Origin of the sequence: Micromonospora sp. NPDC049679 (assembly GCF_040659735.1) — a bacterium.
In the GTDB taxonomy this organism is placed as follows: Bacteria; Actinomycetota; Actinomycetes; order Mycobacteriales; family Micromonosporaceae; genus Micromonospora_I.
The window spans coordinates 1-18,169 of sequence record NZ_JBFANZ010000049.1; the positions used below are offsets into that span (position 1 = coordinate 1).

Below are 18,169 nucleotides of genomic sequence, written 5' to 3' on the forward strand. Positions count from 1 at the left end.
CCGCCTGGTAGTTGGCATTGCCGCTCTGCCTGGCCTCGATGGTGCAGGTGCCCGGCCCGTTGAGCGTCACCGTGCTCGTAGCGGTGGCGCCGCGTACCCCGCTGGGCAGCGCGCCGGTGATCTCGCAGACCTCCGGGTTGGTGCTGGTGTAGGTCACCGGCAGCCCTGATGACGCGGTCGCGTTCAGCGCGACCGGGCTCGCCGTCATCGCCACGTCGGCCAGTTCCGGGAACGTGATGGTCTGCGTCGCCGGAGTGACGGTGAACGACCGGGTGACGCTCTCCGCGGCCCGGTAGGTCCCGTCGCCGGCCTGATCCGCCTGGATGGCGCAGGTACCGGTGGCGACCAGGGTGACCTTGTCGCTGGCGACCGTGCAGACACCGGTGGTCGCGCTCGTGTAGCTCACCGCCAGGCCGGACGAGGCGGTAGCGGTCAGGGTGACGGGTCCGCCGGTGAACGACACGTCGGCCAGCGGTCCGAAGGTGATCGTCTGTGGGTCGCCCACCACGGTGAAGGATCGGCTGATCGGCTCGGCCGGCGCGTACGTGGCGTTGCCGGCCTGTTCCGCCTTGATGGTGCAGGTGCCGGCCGCGACCAGCGTGACGGTGTTCCCGGCGATGGTGCAGACCGGCGTGGTGGTGCTGGTGAGGACGACCGCCTGGCCGGAGGAGGCGGTGGCGCCGAGGGTGAGCGGACTGGCCCCGATCGCGACGTCGGCCAGCGGCCCGAACGTGATCGACTGTGCGAGCCTGTTGACCTGGAAGGTCTGAGTGACGGGCGTCGCCGTCTTCCAGTTCGCGTCGCCGGGCTGCTCGGCCTTGATGGCGCAGGTGCCGGCGGCGACCAGCGTGACGGTGCCGTCCGCGACGGTGCAGACGGCCTCGTCGGTGCTGCTGAAGGTCACCGACAGGCCGGGGGCCGACGTGGCGGCGGTGACGGTGAAGGCCGCGTCCGTGACCAGCTTGTCGCTCAGCGGCCCGAACGTGATCGTCTGCGTCCCCTTCGTGATGGCGAAGTTCGCGGACGTTGCCGTTGCCGCATTCCAGTCCGGGTCGCCGTCCTGCTCGGCCTGGATGGTGCAGGTGCCGACCTGGACCGGGGTCACGACGCCCTCCTGCGTGACGGTGCAGACCGCCGTCGTGGTGCTCGTGTAGGCCACGGCCAGGCCGGACGAGGCGGTCGCGTCGAGTGAGGCGCTCGTGCCCATTGCCACGCCACCCGGCGCGGGGAAGCTGATCGTCTGATCTCCCTTGACGACCGGGAAGCTGCCCGGCGCCGTCGGCGCGGGCGCCCACGTACCGTTGCCGGCTTGGTCGGCCTCGATGGTGCAGGTACCGACGTGCACCGGCGTCACGACGCCACCCGCCGTCACCGTGCAGACCGCCATTGTCGTGCTCGTGTACGACACGGGCAGGCCGGACTCAGCGGTCGCGTTGAGGGTGCGGCCGGTCGTACCCATTGGCAGGTCGGCCTGCGGCGGGAAGGTGATGGTCTGGGGGTCGGTCGAGGCCGCGGTGACCGGTGCTTCCACCTGGACCCGCGCCTCGCGCTTCGCGACACTCTTCGATGCGGACGGGGCCGGACTCGGGCTGGCGGAGGGCGCCGCCTTGCCGGTCGGGGCGGCGGCCGTGGCGTCCGCCGTACGAGTGGCCTTGTCGGCTGTCTTGTCCGCGGTGGCGTTCCGGTCGGTCTTCGCCCGCGTGGCGTCCGCACCGGTGTTCTCCGGCGTGGCCGCGCGGATACCCACGTCGGCTCGGGTCGTGGAACCGCCGGCGTCCGGCGTCGCGGGGGCGGCCAGACCCGGTGTGCCCACCCCCATGCTGATCATCATCGTCACGAGCGCCGTGACGCTCAGCAGCGCCCATCTGGACCCCTGCTTGCCCCGGCTGAGCGAGGCCTCCGTGTGGATCATGGATACATCCCCCGTGCCTTATATCGCCCACGACACCCGCAGGCGGTCATAAGAGAAAGTTAAGGGAAAAATCCAAGAAGTGTTGCAAATCACGCAAAACGGGTAGCGATGGGTAATCGGAATAGCGCCGGCCAGTGCACGCCGGAGGCGCCGTCCGGGCCGGGAAGGGACGGTGGTCGCGGGAGCCGACGGAACGGGCTCTCAGGTGCCGCCCGCCGAGGCGGCCGACAGACCCCGCGCGCCGTGACGCCGCCCTCCACGGGGGTGGGGCGACGCCACGGTCGCGCTGTCGCTAGGCGGTACCCCGACGCGGCCGCCGGGTCAGGCCGAAGCCGACGACACCCCCGACGGCGGCGAGGATCCCGCCGGCCGCGGTCCAGATCCAACGCGACGAGAAGTCCGGGAACCAGCCCTGCTCGTCTTCCTGCTCCACCCCGGGCGGGGAGGCGTCCGCCGCCAGGACCGTGCCGGAGGCGACGGTCGGTACGAGCGGCGCCTTCAGGTCGCCGTCCTCCGGTTGCCCGTCGCCGTCCGCCGTGGCGGAGATCATCATCTCCACCTGAATCGGGAGACCAAGGTCCTGCTCGGGCAGATCCACGACGGAGAGCCGCACGTAATAGGTGCCCGGGAGCGGATCGCCGGACCACGGTTCGGCCCACGGACGGACCCGGCGCAGGGTGCAGCCGAGGCTCGCCGTGGTCTGCGCACCCGTGACCGTCGGACTCTGGGAGCCCGCCGTGCACGCCTGACGGCGCCTTAGGCCGTCGAAGACGTCGATCGTCCAGGTCGAACCCGTGTGCCGGCTCGGCAACGTCACGCTCGCCGCGACATCGTTGACCTCTCCGGCGGACGCGGTGAAGGACCAGTAGAGGTAGTCGCCGGTCGACCCGGTCAGCTTCACGGGCACCCCCGCCGCGACGGACGTGGCGGTCAGGAACGACGCGCCGGCCTTGGTCACCGTCACCGCCCCGGGCGACGGGGTCGGCGACGCCGGGTCGGCGGTGGCGGCGCCGACCGGCAGCAGCGCGAGACTGACGCCGGTCATAACGGCCGCGGCTCGACGGATCACGCTCGTCCCCATCAGTTCTCCCTCCAGGTCGCGACCCACCAGCGGGTCAGCCAGCCGGCGAGCACCCCGGTGAGCAGCCCGGCGACGGTCAGCACGATCAGCAGCAGCCAGCCCCGCCCGAGACCGGGACTGTCCGGCGCGGGGGAGGCGGCGACGACGTCGATCGTCAGTTCCACCGGCATTCCCGGGCTCTGACCGGCCGTGGTGCGGGCGGAGAAGGAATTGCTGATCACGAGGCAGACGCCGCCCGCGTCGGCCGCGGACGCGGAGGCGTTCGGGGACGGCGCGGCACCGGGCGGCGCCCAGCGCAATCCGGTGGAGAGGACGTCGGTGCGGCCGCTACCGGCATCCGTGCCCCGCACGAGTTCCCGTCCGTCGGCGGCGGTCGCGCGAAGGAGCACGCCGTAGTTCCGGTTGACCGGACGGTCGAGTGCGATGCTGGCCGACGCCCTCAACTCCTGGCCGGAGCGGACCGGGACCCGGTACCAGCGGTGCTCCTCGAACCGCTCCCGGTCGGTGTAGACGCCCGGCGACAGCAGCGGGGCCTTCGCGCAATCCTCCGAGCCCTTGACCAGCGCCGGTGTCTGGGCGTACGTGTCCTTGGCGCGGTCGACCAACTGCTTCAGCCGGCCGGTGAGTTCCTCGGCGCTCTGCGCCGACGTGTACGAGCCACCGGTCGCCGACGAGATGCAGACAAGCTGCCGTCGTACCTTCTCGTCGGGCGCCAGGCCGAGCGTGTCGACCACCAGGTGCGTGCCCTGGGCCGCGAGTTCGCGCGCCACCTCGCACGGATCGGGCGGCGCGCAGGTGTCCTCGCCGTCGGTGATGAGGACGATGCGTCGGGTCGTCTCGCCGGTCCCGAGATCCTTCGCGGCGGCGCGCAGTGCGAGCCCCACGGGGGTGAATCCGGTCGGGCGCAGCGTCGCGATCGCCGCCTTGGCGCGGTCCTTGTCGACCGGACCGACCGGCACGATCTGCTGCGTGTCCCGGCAGCCAACGGCCTTGTCGTCGCCCGGGTATGTGGCGCCCAGCACCCGGATGCCGAGCTGGGTCTCACCGGGAAGCGCGTCCACCACGTCGTTGAACGCCTGCTGCGCGACGGAGATGCGGCTGCGCCCCTCGATGTCGTTGGCCCGCATCGACCCGCTCACGTCGAGCACCAGCTCGACCTTGGGTGGCTCCTTGGGTGTGGTCTCGTCGGCGGCGGCAGGGGAAATGCCGAGTGGCGAAAGGGCGGCCAGCAGTCCTAAGAGGACCGCAGTAGCCCGTCGTCTGGTCATCACGGCGCAGATCCTAGTGATCACCAAAAGAGCCGTAGTCCAGTGGTGCCACCGGAATCGGCTCGTCCGTCCACAGTACAGACAGACCGCCCCGCGGTCCGTCGTCGGCGTACCGAAGGACCGTCGTGCGGCGCGCTCTGCTAGTCCTGTTCCGCCAACAACTCCGAGACCGTGACGAACTCGAAGCCCTCCGCGCGGAGGCCGCGGACCACCTCGGGGAGCGCGCGAATCGCCACGAGGCGGTCCGCGGGACCCGTGTCGTGCGCGAGCAGAATCGTCCCGGGCGCGCAGGAGGTGACGATGTAGTCCACCAGGCCGCGCGGGTTCGACGTGTACTGCGACTCGAGCATCTGCCGGTTCCACAGCACGACCCGGTATCCGAGTTCGTTCGCGGCGAGCAGGGTGCTGCCGGCGAGATGCCCGTACGGGGGGCGGAGCAGGGTCGGCTCCCGGCCCCACAGCTTCGTGAGATGCTCGTGTGTGCGCTTCAGCGTCTCGTACGCTTCTTCGAAGGTCAGACGCGCGAGGTCCTGATGCCGCCAGGTGTGGTTGCCCACCTCGTGTTGGCCGAGCCGGCCGGCGACGATGGCGCCGTGATCACGCGCGTTGGCGCCAACCATGAAGAAGGTGGCGCGGGTGCGCGTCTGCTCCAGAATCGACAGGACCTCGGGCGTCCAGTTGGGTTTCGGCCCGTCGTCGAAGGTGAGCGCGACCAGTTTGTTGGCCGTGTCCACACTCCAGATCACGTCTACCGCCGGCGACCTCGGGGGCGTCTTTCTGTCCCCGTGGATCGGGGACGCGTAACCGCCGTAGAAGGGGAGTGGGTCATACGCGGTGATGGCGTCGTGGGCCATTTTGACGCCGCCGGCCGTACCCGCGCCGAGGAGAGCCGAAGCGGCTTTCGTCAGCATCTGCCGTCGCGCGAGCGTCACAACTCCTCCTGCGTGTCGAGATCAGGGCCGGCCGCGCCGTGACCGGTCACCCTTGGTGACATCGGCAGGTCAGGGGTGTGGGTGTGAAGAATCGGCCGGGAAGGTGTGCTCGTCGCCAGGTGACGCGGGCGGCGACAAACAACCGCGATCGCGTGTGCCCTCGGGCCACCTCGGGTAGTAGGAAAGGCGCGCCCGATACCGGAAAGTAGAACGACCACATCGCATAGGAAGATGAGGAAACGTGTTTGTTTTCTTCTCCAACCGTCTGGGATGCGCTGGATCGATCCTGGTTTCTCTGCTTATCACCGCGATCCTGGTCGTGCTCTTCAACGTCCTCTGACCGTCCGCGCCCACCGCCGGCCACGCTGCCGCCGCGGCCCGCGGGGCTCAGCAGGCGGGTGCGCGGGGCCGTCGTCGGGTGCGCGGCGAGCCGCGCGGGGCTCGCCGGAGCGGTGTTTGTGAATTCTTCCCCTGGGGTAGGGCCCGGCCACGACCTATCCGCGGGGGTGACCAGTGTCGAGCGACGCGATTGTTCTGCTGAAGGAAGACCACAAGGAGATGCGCCGCCTGTTCAAGGCGTTTCAGGACGCCGGCCAGGACGCGAAGCTCAAGGGGAAGCTCGTCGAGCAGATTCTCGAAGGGCTGACCGTGCACACGTACATCGAGAACGAGTGCATGTATCCGGAGGTCCGCAAACTCCTGCCCGACCTTGAGGACGACGTGCTGGAGTCGTACGAGGAGCACCACGTCGCCGACGTGCTCTGTGCCGAGCTGGCCGCGATGAAGCCCGATGACGAGCGCTTCGACGCGAAGACCACGGTGTTGATCGAGAACGTCACGCACCACATGGACGAGGAGGAGCAGGACTGGTTCCCGAAGGTCCGCGAGGGGCTCGGCCGCAAGCAACTGCAGGAGATCGGCGCGCGCATGATCGAGCTGCGCGAGAAGGCGCCGCGCAAGCCGACCGAGCCGAGCGCGCTCAAGAAGGCCGCCGACGCACTGATCGCCTGAACGCATGAACTTGTCGCGCGACTGTTCCGCGACACCAGAGGCGCCCCGGACGGAAGTCCGGAGCGCCTCTGTCTGTGTCGCCGTCAGGCTGTGCCGCCGTGGGGCTACGGACCGGTGGTGAAGGTCCAACTGGTGGGCTGGATCGGATTGCCCGCCACGTCCCTGATCCCTTCGGTCAGGACGACCCGGTACTGGGTCAGTGCCGCCAGGTTCGCGTTCGGGTTCAACGTGGCGACGCGGGTGGTGGCGTTGTACGAGACCACGGCCGGGATGAGCACTCCGCCGGTGACCCGCTGAAGCTGCACCGACGTGCCGCTGACACCGGTGACCGCCTCACTGAACGTCGCGGTGATGTTGTTCGCCCGCGGGACCGCGGTCGCACCGACCGCAGGGGTCCGCGCCGTGATCGTCGGCTCCGGACCGCTGAGGAAGCTCCAGCTCACCGGGGCCAGCGCGTTGGGAGCCGGCGTCGCCAGGTCCGTGATCCCGTTACTCAGGCTGACCGTGTATCTCGTGTCCGCCTTGAGGTTGACGTTCGGGTTGATGGTGACGACCCGGGTGCCCGCGTCGTAGGTGACCGCCGACGGCACCGGGGCGTTGGTCGCGGTTTCCCGCAGCGTGACCGTCGTGCCGTCCACGAACTGCACGTTCTCGCTGAACGTGCCGGTGATGTTCGCGCTGACACCGACCCGGGTCCAGTTGATGCCGGGGAACCTCGCCGAGAGCACGGGGGCCACGACATCGGCCTGCGGAGTAACCGCGTTGGACAGGGCCGAGAAATCGCCCGTTCCCACGCCGTTGACCGCCGCGACCTGCAACCGGTACCGCACGGCGTTGGTCAGTCCGGTGACGACCAGGCTGGTGGCGTTCGCCGGAGCCGTGCGCACGGCGCCCACCTGGGCGTCGGCGTCGTTGACCACCCGCACGACGTAGCCGGTGACAGCCGGGCCGCCGTTCGGAGCCGGAGCGGTCCAGGTGACAGTGGCCTGGCCGGCACCGGCGGTCGCCGTGCCGATGGTGGGAGCGTCGGGAGACCGCAGCTCCATCGTCTGGTCGGTGAACTGCAACTTTTCGATGTTCCGCAGCGTGTCGACGCCGTTCCCGACCCCCGCCACGTTGCGGACGTGGGCCACGGTCACCGAACCCGTGTTGTACGTGATGTCGTAGTCGGCCCGCGCGCCGGTGAAGACGGCGGTGTCGACGTCGTTCGCGCCGGGGTTGGAGAGGATCTCCCGCACGATCACGATGTTGCCCGGGTTGAGGTTGCCCGCGAACACGTCCGCCGCCAGCTCGTTCATGCTGTTGGCGCTGCGGGTCTCGGTGGCCGGGTCGGCGGGGTTCGTCCGCACGCTGAGCCGCACGTTCAGCCACCGGTCCCCGTCGATGATGTCGTTGGCGCCGCGACCCTCGATCACGTCGCTGCCCGAACCACCGATGATGATGTTGCCCTCGCCCCACGAGCCCGTGCCGGGCGGAAGCAGCGCGCCGAGCCCGTTGATCCGGGCGATGCCCGCGGCGTCGAGGTTGTTGCGGCCGGGGCCGCCGCCGAGCTCGGCGTCCGGGTCGGAGGGTACGAGGTCGTCACCCTTCAGGATGTCGTCCCTGTCCCAACCGGAGAGCCCCTCGGTGAGCAGGTAACGGTCGGCGAGCTGGATCGGCCCCGCCGCGATCGCGATGGTCAGGTCGGAGTTGGCCGCCTGCGGATCGCGGGCGTGGGTCGACCAGTCGAACCCGAAGGCACCATGGTTCCGTTCGATACCGGGACCGGCGACCATGATGTCGTCACCGCCCTCGGCGTCGTAGTCGTCCTCACCGCTGTCCCCGATGAGCACGTCGTGCCCGGGGTCGTTGAGGTCGTCGAAGAACACCGCGCCGCTGTCGCCCTGGAGCAGGTCGTTGGCGTTGCCGCCCTCCTGCCAGTCGTCGCCGCCGCCGCCGAACACCGTGTCCGGTCCGTCGCCGGCCAGCGCGAAGTCGTCCCCCTCGCCCGAGATCGTCTCGTTGCCGTTGAGGCCGCCGTTGGTGAAGTCCTTCCCGTTGCCGCTCATGATGATGTCGAGGCCCGGGCCGCCGTCGATGGCGTCGTTGCCGTCGCCACCCTTGGGCACGTCGTCGCCGGCGGAGTCGGTGATGATGTCGTCGCCGTCGCCGCCGAGCGCGGTGTCGGCGCCGTCGTTACCTTCGATCCGGTCGTTGCCAGCGTTACCCCAGAACGTGTCGTTGTCGACGCCACCCCAGATGCGGTCGTTACCGGGGGTTCCGTTGAACGTGCTCTGGGCGTTGAGCCCGGGCCGGTCGACCGAGTTGGACTGCCGGTAGCGGAACGTGCCGTCCGGCATCCGGATGAGCAGCTTTGTCTCGTCGCACTCGGAGGCCGGGTCGTTCGGGATCGCACCCGACGTGCCGAGGTTGCCGAGCTCGAACTCGCAGTCCGCCGTACCGAAGACGTCGGCCTTCAGCGCGCTGGCGTCGGTGTTGCGCATGACCAGTTCGGCGAAGGAGTTGCCCTCGAGCTGCGAAGCCAGGTTCAACCCGGCGGTACGGGTCAGGTAGTAGAGCCGGTCGCCGTCCTGCAGGTCGGTCATCTGCCGCTCGAAGACGTAGTTGAACGTGGAGCCCAACAGGCCGCCGAAGAGGTTCTGCGACTCCGCCAGCCCACCGACCCACAGGTCGATCTCGTCGACACCGGTCCGCGACACGCCCGCGGCGGTGTTGGTCCAGTTATCGCCGTTGCCGTCCGGCGTGCCGTCGGTGGCGCTGTGCACGAACTCGTACGCGTCCTCCGGGGTATCCGGGTTGAGCAGCGGGTCGTTCTCGTAGATCACCCGTGCCGCGTCGCGCTTGCCCTGCAGCGTGCTGGCGCTCTTGATGCTCGGGTGCTGGCCGTACGCGGCCATGAAGTTGATGACCGACTCCGGGTGCTTGAGGCTCAGCCCAAAGTCGACCCAGCTGGAGTACGGCTGCATCGAGCTGTCGTTGGTCGCCTTGTGGACCTGGCGACGGAAGTTGTTCAGCGACGGAATGCCGGCATCGCGGGCCCGCGTGATGTTCAGCGTCGCCAGGTCCAGCGGCAGCCCGAGCAGGTTGTTGCGCAGCGCCTCGGTGACGAACTCGTCGAGCTCGTTGCCGACCTGGTCCGTCATGCCCATCGCGATGCTGCCGGCCGCCTGCTCGGGGCTGAGCCGGCCGCCCTTGCCGTCGTCGTAGTAGGACGGAGGGTTCAGGAAGGCGTCCAGCAGCGGGATGTCGTTCTTCGAACCGTCCGCGTTGGTGCGGTCGACGGTGTCGGTCAACATCGAGTGCCCGAACCGGTAGACCGCGTGCGCGAACTCCGCCCGGACCTGCGGGTCGATCGAGGTAGACGACTGGGTGAAGACGTTGAACGGGTTGATCCCGGGCTGCACCTTGCGCGCGAACTCCTCGAACACCAGGTGCTGGTATTCCATCTCGGTGACGAAGCGTGCCGCCTGGAACAGCCGCTCGCCGTTCCAGCCGCCCGCGCCGGTCTCCGACTGCCATTCCTCCACGTCGAGGTTCTGCGAAGTGATCAGCTGCTTGATGTTGCCGATCAGGCGGTTGTGCTCGGAGTGGAAGACCTGGTGCACGGCGGTGAGCCCGATGTTCTCGTTGGCGCGTCCGTCACCGGCGATGAAGTGCTCGGCCAGCATCTCGTCGTCGTACGTGCCGGCCGGCTGGTTGCCGTGCGGACCGGTGATCGTGTTGTCCTCGTCCGGGTTGAGGCCCGGCTTCGGAACCGCGTTGTGCGCGATGTCGTCGAGGAAGGCGATGCCGATCCGCGCCGCGTTCGCGGGGACGGCGACCGGGGTCGCCGGGTTCCCCTCGACGAGACCCGCGGCGGTGACCAGCTGCGGGTATCCGTTGGGGCCACGCAGGTAGCGGCCGTACTGGTCGGTGGCGAGCATCGGGATGTTCAGCACGTCGGCGTCGGTGAGCGCGATGCCCAGGAACGTCGCGGCCTGCCACTTCACCCGCGCCCAGTTGGCCATGCCACCCGCGGCGCCTTCGAGCAGGTGGCCGGTCGAGACCGTCCGACCGTCGGTGTTGCGGGCGTATTCGCGCAGGAAGACCTGGTGGGACGAGTGTGAGCTGTAGGTCTGGCTCTGGTCGACCCAGGCCGAGTCCGTGTTCGTCGCATCCTGGACGTCGTCGGCGCTCTCGTCGGCCGGGGTCGCCGGGTCATCGCCCAGCCTGCCGTCCGGGCCGGGCTGGTTCTTCGTCCGGGTGAGCACCATGAAGCGCACCTGCGGCGGCAGATCGTCGCCGTTGCCGAGGATGTGGTCGGGCCCGGCGATCAGCGGGTCGTCGGCCTTCAGCGGGACGAAGACCGTGCCCCCGCCCTTGGCGGTGGAGTCGATGCCGTGGTCGAAGAACTGACCGAAGAGCGTGAACCACGAGTTGTACGGCGGGGAGAGGCCGAAGTCCGTGGTGATGTTGGGGATCATCAGCGTCTTACCGGCCGGCGTGCAGCCCGCCGGCGAGCCGGGGGTGTCGCCGCTCGGCTGCGTCGTGCACGGTACGGCGCTGGGGTCCTGGTTGTGGTTGCGGTGGGGCTTGCCCGCCGCGGCGACGGCGGCCGGGTTCGTGGCCGTCTGGTCGACGATCAGGTTGCTGACCACCCGCGGGTGGGAGTCGACGACGTTGCCCTTTTTCTGCTTGTACGTCGTCACGCCGAGCGCGGGGTCGTTCTGACCGACCGGGCCCATGCCGGGGATGTTCGCGTCCTCCGCGTCGCGGAACGTCGGCGCCGTGTGCCGCGGGAAGACCTGGTACGTCGCACCGAAGCCGGCCTGCCCGGGCTGGCCGTTGTTGTAGGTGCCGTCCACGGTCCGCAGGCCGTACGGCAGGAGCGGGCTCGCGATCTGGTTCGTCCCGGTGCCGAAGAGCGGCTGCCCCGCGACGGCCTCCCCGTTCGGGCCCTCCTTGGTGGCGTGCGCCTCGGCGATCTTGATCTGCTTGAGGATGAACCTCAGGTCACCAGCGTTGAGCGTGAACCCCTGACCCGCGGGGGCCGCCGCCCGGGCGGTGCCCACGAACGCGGGTTGGAAACCCAGCCCCAGCGTCACGGCGATTGCGGCTGCTATAGAATTTCGACGTCTGCCCACAATTCTTCCCTTCAGTGGTCGCTTGCCGATGTTCGAGCTGACCGATGATTGAAGACGCGTGCAGCGCGCACGGTACCGAGGCCCTCACCGGGGTTATTGCTCATTCCCGGGTGAACGCCTTCAGTGGCGCACTTCGCCACACACTTTGTGAAGATTGGTCTCGGTTACTCCAAACCGGACAACAACCTCTTTCCTTCGCGAAGGAACGTGGTTAACGGATGGTTAACGAGCACTTAGGCAAGACAATAGGGCGGCGCTTCGGGAGCGCTGATAGACGTTCGGACGACCCTGGATGGAGATCCGGCGCACGATGGACGGTGACCGTTGGTCGGTCGTAATCGATGTGGCATGAGGGGCGGATGTTCGGCCTCCTGTAGCGCCGCGCCGCTATTTCCCGGTCGTTCTACTGTCGGAAGGGCGACGTTAGTGTGGCCCTGTCGCGTCCAATTGCACTCAGCGCCGATGTCATCGCTGTCCGCGATGACTGCCGGCGACGGGCACGAATGTGTGGCTGTATTGGACCGTGATGCGATGAGCAGAGGCCATTAGCGACGCACGTGCGGTTTGGCGTATTCAATAACGGTACCGGGCGTTTCGGGACTTACGGTCGGACCGCCACCACGACGGTGTCGAGGGCGTGCCGCGTCTCGTCGCCGACCCGCACCGGCCGGCGGACGGTCGCGGCCCGTGTCACGTCGAGTCCGTCGAGCGGCGCGACGATCGCCTCCGGCGTGTGGAGCAGGGCGGCATCCTGCGGGCCGCCGACTCCGGCGGTGAGATTGGCGACGTCGTGGCCAACGATCAGCAGGGTGCCACCCGGGGCGAGCGCCGCGCCGGCCGCGGTCAGCACGGGGCTGAGGTCGGCGGCGGGCAGGTGCAGGTAGGCCACGATCACCGCGTCGAACGAGTCGGTGGGCGGCGCGTACGCCCGCAGATCGGCGACGATCCACTCCACGGTGACCCCGCGCTGGTCCGCCAGCCGGCGTCCCCGCTCCACCGCGACGGTGGAGAACTCCACCGCCGTGACCTGCCAGCCCTGCTGTGCGAGCCAGACCGCGTTGCGTCCCTCTCCGGCGGCGAGATCCAGCGCCCGACCCGGTGGCAGGTCCGTCAGCACCTCGACCACGAACCGGTTCGGATCAGCCGTCCACACGAGGTCGGGTGCTGCGGCGTATCGGGCATCCCACTGGCTGCTGTCCATCCCGGCCCTTCCGTTCTCCGGTCGTGGCCCGCGATCCCGCCGCCGCGCTCCTCGACCGTGCCGCCCGACGGGCGTTCCCGCCGATCGCGCCATGTGCGACCCGTCAGGCCGAGGCGACCGCCGGTCGGGACGCTCCGCCCGCCGCCGCGGACGGGGATGCCCACGCCGCGCACCATTCTGCCGCAGCGTGATGACGCGGTGCTGGGCGTGGGACATCATCGCGGCGGGGTAGAGCCTGCGAGAGGGCCGGGCGCGGTCAGACGCGGAAGCCCGCCGTCAGTTCGCGAAGGTCTGCGGCCATGCGGGCGAGATCCTCGGACAACTGTCGCCCCTGGCCGACCTCGTCGCGCGTCGCCTGCGCCGAGAGCGCGACGTTCGCGACGTTCTCGGAGATCTCGCCAGAGCCTGCTGCCGCCTCGCCGATGTTGCGGCTCATCTCCCGTGTCGTCGCCGTCTGCTCCTCCACCGCCGAGGCGATCGTCGTCTGGTAGTCGCTGATCCGCGCGATGATCGCACCGATCGTGTCGATCGCGGCCACCGCGCTGCGCGTATCGGCCTGGATCGCCTCCACCCGCCGCGAAATGTCCTCGGTCGCCGTCGCCGTCTCCTGCGCCAGGTCCTTGACCTCGTTGGCCACGACCGCGAAGCCCTTTCCGGCCTCGCCGGCCCGGGCCGCCTCGATCGTCGCGTTGAGCGCCAGCAGGTTGGTCTGCTGAGCGATGGACGTGATGACCTTGACGACGTTGCCGATCTCGGTGGAGGAGTCCCCGAGCTTCGCCACGGTCGCGTTCGTCGTCGATGCCGCGGCGACCGCCTGGCTGGCCACCTTCGCCGCCTCATCCGCCGACAGCGAGACCTCGCGGATTGCCGCGCGCATCTCCTCTGCGCCGGCGGCGACGGTCTGCACGTTGCGTGAAACGTCCTGAGCGGCCGTCGCCAGGACGTGTGCCTGGGTGGATGTCTCGTCCGCCTTCGAGGTGATCTTTCCTGCGGACCCGGCCAGCTTGTCCGACGAGATCGCCAGCATCCGGCCGCTGCTCGCGACCGTGTCCACCGTGGCGCGGATGCGGTCAATGGCACGGTTCGCCGCGATCGCGATGGCGCCGACCTCGTCGGCCGAGCTGACGGGCACCGATTGGCGCAGGTCACCCTCGGCCACGTTGTCGAGCACGTCGCGTATCTGCCGTAGCCGGGGCGCCAGCCAGCCAGCAGCCAGCAAGACGAGCGTCGCGGTCGCGACCAGGCCGGCGAGGAGGACGACCACAATCAACTGCTTGGCCTCACCCGTGTCCACGACGCCGGTCTCGTCGCTCACCTGGTCGAGACGGGAGAACGCCATCACCGCCACGAGCACCGCGAAGATCGAGACGACCAGCACGGTCGCCGAGACCTTGGCGATGATCCGCAGGTCGCGCCACCACTGCACAATGCCGCCGACCGTGCGGTCGGTCGTTAGCTGGGTCATGTACCCGCCCCCTCAACACGAGCGCCCACGGCGCGGCAACGTATTCGAATATGACGACCACATCGGCGCCGTTATCGCCGAGTTGATCTCACCACGTGTGGCGTGCGTCGCCAGCAGTGCGGCGGGGCCCAGACGTCACACGGCGGTCGGCCACGAAGCTACGGTCAACCCATGACAGCGCAGCAGGAGTACGAGCGCCTCGCAGTCGACCTGGCGGAGGTCGGCGTCGTGCCAGGTCAGATGTTCGGTAAGCCGACGCTCAGGACCGTGCGGCGCGCGTGAATCTCAGTCCCGGGCGTGGACGTCGCCGCAGCGTTAGTCTCATCTGCGATGTCGGCGTGCCGATCGCGGTGGTGTGAGTGGCATGAGCAGCGAGCGTCCTATCCGCAGCAGTCAGCTGCTGCTCGTTGGCGTGCTCACGATTGTCAGCTTCGCGCTCGCCTGCGTCTACTGCCTCGGCACGTGGTCCCAGCCCAACCGTTCCCCGATGCTCACGCTGTACGTCGCCGGGGTCGGCTCCGGCGCGTACCTTGTCGTGCTCGCGCGGCGGCTGGCCGTCGCCACTCGTTTTCGCCGGATCGTCATGGTGACGCTGACCGTGGCGTCCGTGTTGGTCGTTTCGGTCTGTGCCTACCTGGATGGCGGTGCGGTCTCACCCACCGTGATGGGTTTCCTTGCCCCGATGGTGTTCGTCGCCATCACCGCGCGACCACGCCAGCAGGTGTATCTGCAGGGGTTCATGGTGGCGGCCTACCTGACAGTCGCGGCGTTCGGTGAGCCGCCTCGACCGGGCTATCTGTTTCTGCACGTCAGCACGATGGCGGTGGTTGTGGTGAGCTGCGTCGCCCAGGGCCAACTCGTCGTCCGGCAACGAGCCGAGCTTCGCGCGATCGCTCGGATCGACCCGCTGACCGGCGCGCTCAACCGACGGGGACTGCACGAACTGGCGGCCTCGATGGAGCAACCCGTGTCGGTCGTCTGCGTGGACTTCGACGACTTCAAGTCGGTGAACGACCGACTCGGTCACGCGGCTGGCGACGAGTTGCTGCGGTGGTCGGTGGCAGCGATGCGTCTCACGCTGGGCCGACACGAACTCATCGCCCGACTCGGGGGCGATGAGTTCCTGATCGTGCTACCCGCCGCGGACTCGGCCACCGCGGCCGCGGCCGCGGAGCGCCTCGTCACCGCCCTTGCCCCGCGTACCGGGGCGAGCGCCGGCACGGCCACGGCGCCGCTGGACGGCGAGACGCTGGAGGAGCTGACGAAGCGGGCGGACCAGAGACTGTACGAGATCAAACGTGGCCGGCGGCGGCGCCGCGGCGAGAAGCAGGCTGCGGTCTGACGGCTGACCCGTCGATGACCCTCCGCGCCACCGCGCGCCGGCTGGCCGCGCGCATTGCCCCTGGCGTGCTGCTTCGGCGTAGGGTCGGTCGCACTACCGCTCGAGCTGACGCGTGAGGCCGCCCAGCAGCAGTTCGAGTCCAAAACGGAACTCGTCGTCGGGATCCTGCGCCGCCACCTCCGGAATCATCTCGGAGGTATTGGGCAGCATCCGGCTGATCGAAATGTGGTCCAGCGAGTCCGGTAACCGTCGGGCGGTGAGTTCCTTCGGGAAGAAGTCGGTGAACTCGATCTGCAGGCTGCCCACGAAGTAGGCGACCAGAGCGCGATACGCCCGGGCTGTGGCGGCGGTGTCGAAGCCGGCGGTACGCAACGCACGAAGGAAAATTTCGACGAACACCAGGGCGTCCGGGGTACGCGGCGGAAAGCGACTGATCAGAGGTGCCGCACGCGGGTGGCGCCTCGCGAGGCTCCGGAGCGAACACATGACATGTTGCGTCGTTTCCAGCCAGCCGAGATGCGGCGCGGGCGGCTCGACCTCGGCCAGCAGCAGCTGCGTCACGGACTCGAGGATGGCGTCCTTGTCCGCGAAGTGGTGGTAGACGGCGGTCGGCGCGACGCCGAGTTCGACGGCCAGTCTGCGGATGGTGAGTGCGTCGATGCCCTCGACGTCGATCACAGCCAGCGCGCCGGCCGCGATGGAAAGCTCGGTCAGTCGCCGGTGCGGCATCGGAACCCTTCCTGGTACAGGCAGGAGCGACGGACGCGAGCCCCACTGTTCGGCGGTCTCGTCTTGCGACCTGCGGCGCCACGCTGACGGATAATCATGTGCTTCATCGACGCGCGCTCGCCGCGCACGAGCATTTTCCACTGTGCAGCGCTGCCGTCAGCTGTCGCGCGGCCAGCGTCACTACCAAGACCAACCGGCGACGCGGCGCCCGCGCAGGGAGCTTTCGACACCGAGTTCGGCCGCGCTATTTGAACGGTGAGAAACCCTAACTGATCACTGTACAGGCCCGATGAAACGACCGGCACCTCCATGTGAACAGGTGCGGGTCCTGCGACAGCGACGTACATGAAAGCGGTAGAGGGTAATGATGTCTGGTGCGGCTACCAGTGATAGAAACGTCGGGCCTCGGGCTGGTGGGCGGCGCAATCCGGTGACGGGATGGTTCGCCGACCGGAAGGTGAACACGAAGATCCTGGTGATCGTGGCGACGATGGCAGTCGTGGCGGTCGCGGTCGGCTTCAGTGCGGTCACGTCCATGGCGCAGATGAGTGCGGCCGCGGACGACCTCTACGAGCGGAGTGTGACGCAGACCGCTCAGGTGGGCGACATCCGTCAGGCGTACATGCAGCTGCGGGTGGACATGACCAATACGCGGGCCGCCCGCCCGGGCGCGGAGCTGGACAGCGCCATCGCCGTACTGGACGACAGCGACGCAACGATCGACAAGGAACTGGTCGAGTACGCCTCGGGTGCCATGACCGGCCGGCAGCAGGCGTTGGACCAGTTCAAGGCCGACCTGGCGGAGTACCGTGCGGTGCGCGACGAGAAGTACCTTCCCGCGATGCGCGCCGGTGATGTCGACACGGCGCTCAAGCTGCGCAACAACGAGTTCGGCGCGGTCAACAAGGCGCTCGCGGAGGGCCTGACCACGCTGGTCGAGATCGAGAAGGAGCGCGCCGGCGCCCGGCACGAGGACGCGTTGCAGGCGTACACCAGCGCACGCACCACCTTGATCGCCGTGCTGGTGGTGGGGCTGCTGATCGGGCTGATGCTCGCCCTGTACGTCGCCCGGCTCGTGGTCCGCGCGGTGCGCAAGGTGTCCTACGTCGCCGAGGGCCTGGCCGCCGGTGATTTGACGCGTTCGGCGGGCGTCGACGCGCGCGATGAGCTGGGCCAGATGGCGAGATCGTTGGACGCGGGGATGCTGCATCTGCGTGAGGCGATCGGCGCGGTCGCGGAGAACTCGCAGCGGTTGGCGTCGTCGAGCGAGGAGATGACGAGCGTCTCGACGCAGATCGCCGCCTCGGCGGAGGAGAGCAGCGTGCAGGCCGAGGTGGTGTCCGCGGCGGCTGAGCAGGTTTCCACCAATGTGCAGACGGTCGCGACGAGCTCGGAGGAGATGGGCGCGTCGATCCGGGAGATCGCGCACAACGCGACCGAGGCGGCGAAGGTGGCGGCGACCGCTGTCGCCGGTGCGGAAGCCGCGAACGCCACGGTGGGTCGGCTCGGCGCGTCGAGCGTCGAGATCGGCAACGTCGTCAAGCTGATCACGTCGATCGCCGAGCAGACCAACCTGTTGGCGCTCAACGCGACGATCGAGGCCGCCCGGGCCGGCGAGGCCGGGAAGGGGTTCGCGGTCGTGGCGACCGAGGTCAAGGAGCTGGCGCAGGAGACGGCGAAGGCGACCGAGGACATTTCCCAGCGGATCCAGACCATCCAGAGTGACTCGACCGCCGCGGTCGAGGCGATCGCTCAGATCGGCGAGGTGGTCGCGGAGATCAACGGCTTCCAGGCGATGATCGCGTCGGCGGTCGAGGAGCAGAGCGTCACGACCAACGAGATGAGCCGCAACGTGGCCGAGGCCGCCACCGGCGTGTCCGAGATCGCGTCGAACATCACCGGCGTGGCCACGGCGGCCCAGAGCACGAGCGCCGGCGTCAACGAGTCACGTCGCACGGCCCAGGACCTGGCCCAGATGAGCGGGGAGCTTCAGCAGCTCGTCGGACGCTTCACCTACTGATCGGCGGCCCTGCAACCAGCGCCTGTTCATCCGGCACAGGTGGTGGACACGCGCTGGTTGCAGGCCCTCAAGGGCTGCCGCGCAG

General features: G+C 68.9%; 11 protein-coding genes. 3 read left to right on the forward strand and 8 right to left on the reverse strand.

Going from position 1 to position 18,169, the window contains the following annotated elements; all coding sequences use genetic code 11:
* The 4 genes from AB0J06_RS23480 to AB0J06_RS23495 form a co-directional block, all read right to left on the reverse strand.
* Positions 1–1,912, reverse strand: a 1,912-nt coding sequence (locus AB0J06_RS23480) for a hypothetical protein (RefSeq protein ID WP_357431348.1), incomplete at its 3' end; no start/stop codon positions are given.
* A gap of 292 nt (positions 1,913–2,204) precedes the next feature.
* A complete protein-coding gene (locus tag AB0J06_RS23485) occupies positions 2,205–2,993 on the reverse strand; it encodes a peptidase (RefSeq protein ID WP_357431350.1) in 789 nt (262 codons plus the stop codon).
* Positions 2,993–4,264: a VWA domain-containing protein gene (locus tag AB0J06_RS23490; RefSeq protein WP_357431352.1), complete on the reverse strand. Its 1,272-nt coding sequence runs from the start codon at positions 4,262–4,264 to the stop codon at positions 2,993–2,995. Before AB0J06_RS23490 ends, AB0J06_RS23485 begins: the two co-directional genes overlap by 1 nt.
* Before the next feature lie 137 nt (positions 4,265–4,401).
* Complete coding sequence (locus AB0J06_RS23495; RefSeq protein WP_357431354.1) at positions 4,402–5,193, reverse strand: polysaccharide deacetylase family protein; 792 nt, start codon at positions 5,191–5,193, stop codon at positions 4,402–4,404.
* A gap of 513 nt (positions 5,194–5,706) precedes the next feature.
* Here AB0J06_RS23495 and AB0J06_RS23500 point away from each other — a divergent pair.
* Positions 5,707–6,204, forward strand: a complete 498-nt coding sequence (locus AB0J06_RS23500) for a hemerythrin domain-containing protein (RefSeq protein ID WP_357431356.1) — start codon at positions 5,707–5,709, stop codon at positions 6,202–6,204.
* 104 nt (positions 6,205–6,308) lie between these two features.
* On the opposite strand, the gene AB0J06_RS23505 is transcribed toward AB0J06_RS23500, so the two are convergent.
* The 3 genes from AB0J06_RS23505 to AB0J06_RS23515 form a co-directional block, all read right to left on the reverse strand.
* Positions 6,309–11,288, reverse strand: a complete 4,980-nt coding sequence (locus tag AB0J06_RS23505; RefSeq protein ID WP_357431358.1) for a peroxidase family protein — start codon at positions 11,286–11,288, stop codon at positions 6,309–6,311.
* A 640-nt stretch (positions 11,289–11,928) separates the two neighbouring features.
* Positions 11,929–12,528 (reverse strand): class I SAM-dependent methyltransferase, encoded by a 600-nt coding sequence (locus AB0J06_RS23510; protein ID WP_357431360.1) that lies wholly within the window; start codon positions 12,526–12,528, stop codon positions 11,929–11,931.
* Between the two features lie 256 nt (positions 12,529–12,784).
* On the reverse strand, positions 12,785–13,993 hold the full coding sequence (locus AB0J06_RS23515; RefSeq protein ID WP_357431363.1) for a HAMP domain-containing methyl-accepting chemotaxis protein: 1,209 nt from the start codon (positions 13,991–13,993) through the stop codon (positions 12,785–12,787).
* 364 nt (positions 13,994–14,357) lie between these two features.
* On the opposite strand from AB0J06_RS23515, the gene AB0J06_RS23520 reads away from it, so the two are divergent.
* On the forward strand, positions 14,358–15,335 hold the full coding sequence (locus AB0J06_RS23520; RefSeq protein WP_357431365.1) for a GGDEF domain-containing protein: 978 nt from the start codon (positions 14,358–14,360) through the stop codon (positions 15,333–15,335).
* 93 nt (positions 15,336–15,428) lie between these two features.
* Here AB0J06_RS23520 and AB0J06_RS23525 read toward each other — a convergent pair whose 3' ends face one another.
* The gene (locus AB0J06_RS23525; RefSeq protein WP_357431367.1) at positions 15,429–16,205 is read right to left on the reverse strand and encodes a TetR/AcrR family transcriptional regulator; all 777 of its coding nucleotides are present in this window, start codon (positions 16,203–16,205) and stop codon (positions 15,429–15,431) included.
* A 289-nt stretch (positions 16,206–16,494) separates the two neighbouring features.
* On the opposite strand from AB0J06_RS23525, the gene AB0J06_RS23530 reads away from it, so the two are divergent.
* Positions 16,495–18,084: a methyl-accepting chemotaxis protein gene (locus tag AB0J06_RS23530; RefSeq protein WP_357431369.1), complete on the forward strand. Its 1,590-nt coding sequence runs from the start codon at positions 16,495–16,497 to the stop codon at positions 18,082–18,084.
* Positions 18,085–18,169: the final 85 nt, after the last annotated feature.

Excerpts from the sequence above, each read along its gene's own strand:
- AB0J06_RS23485 (WP_357431350.1), bottom strand. The coding sequence starts at position 2,993 with ATGGGGACGAGCGTGATCCGTCGAGCCGCGGCCGTTATGACCGGCGTC.
- AB0J06_RS23510 (WP_357431360.1), bottom strand. The coding sequence starts at position 12,528 with ATGGACAGCAGCCAGTGGGATGCCCGATACGCCGCAGCACCCGACCTC.
- AB0J06_RS23515 (WP_357431363.1), bottom strand. The coding sequence starts at position 13,993 with ATGACCCAGCTAACGACCGACCGCACGGTCGGCGGCATTGTGCAGTGG.
- AB0J06_RS23520 (WP_357431365.1), top strand. The coding sequence starts at position 14,358 with ATGAGCAGCGAGCGTCCTATCCGCAGCAGTCAGCTGCTGCTCGTTGGC.